This is a genomic window from Helicobacter kayseriensis (genome assembly GCF_021300655.1).
Classification (GTDB): domain Bacteria; phylum Campylobacterota; class Campylobacteria; order Campylobacterales; family Helicobacteraceae; genus Helicobacter_G; species Helicobacter_G kayseriensis.
On record NZ_JAJTNB010000039.1, the window covers coordinates 1 to 1,060 of the forward strand.

The 1,060-nt window shown below is 32.7% G+C and carries 1 protein-coding gene; it reads left to right on the forward strand.

Annotated features, from left to right (window positions below; genetic code table 11):
• Positions 1 to 253 (forward strand): autotransporter outer membrane beta-barrel domain-containing protein (locus LW137_RS07120; protein WP_233034979.1); only part of this gene is annotated, 253 nt, incomplete at its 5' end.
• Positions 254 to 1,060 lie beyond the last annotated feature (807 nt).

A 1,060-nucleotide genomic window follows, 5' to 3' on the forward strand; every position in this document is an offset into this window, starting at 1 on the left:
GCTTAATGTGGGGACAAATATTTCTATCAAAGATAATGTCAGAATCTATGCAGATTTTGAAAGAAGCTTTGGAGGAGATATTGTGACAGAGTATCAAGTCAATCTGGGTGTGAGATATAGCTTTGGAGAGGGAACTTATACTCCTAAGCCTATCGTAACTCAAGAAAAAGAAACTCTTCAAGCTCCTGTGAAGCTAGAAGAAAAAGGAAGTGAAGAAAAAGGAGAAACAACTCCTTCTTCCACTCAAAACTAAAAAGAAGTCAAAAAAGTCTTTCTATCCCAATAGAAAGACTCTCTAGCTAATACAAAAGCATAAACAAAAAAGCAAGATAAGGCAGACTAAATAGAGTTAAAAAAAAGGGGGGGGGATTAAAGATTTTAAAAGAACAAATAAAAAAAGTTTAAAGATTTAAGCACAGGTCTTAATTGAATAGGGTTTGTTTTATCATTGTTTTAATGAAATACAAAGCCTGCAAAAATGGAGAATTTTAAAACCCAAAGAAATCCTGTTTGAGAGTTTAAAGAATCAAAAGAGCCAAAAAAGAATTGAAATGCCAAATGATTGAGGACTTTGAAAAAACAAACAAAGCCTTGTGAGAGTTTAAAGCTTTAAACTTAGAAGTTTAAGGGTTTAAAAACCCCAATGGCAAAAACCTTAAGACTCAAAAACAAGAACCAAATCAAAACTTAAATTCTTCATAAGTTTATATTCTTTGGAAGAATAGAGGAAGGATTGAGATTTCTTTAAAAACTCCAAACATTTTATGGAGTCTCTTATCCTTAAGAGACTCCAAGAGTGTTTTGTTAAAAGTTTTCTTTTTAGTGTATCTCGTTCAAGGGAGGAGAAAACTCCTCCCTCCTGTTAATCAAAGGAAAAATAAGAAATCACCAAGCTTAACTCACAGATTATTTCTAAAAATTTCTTTCTTTATTTGGATTGTTTAAATCTCTTCTTGCTGATGGCAAATACAGTGGGCAAAACACTCTTACGCTCAATAATGCCACCTTGACGATTGAAAATCCTACTGGTACAGATACTGCAGAGATTGCAAATGAAAGT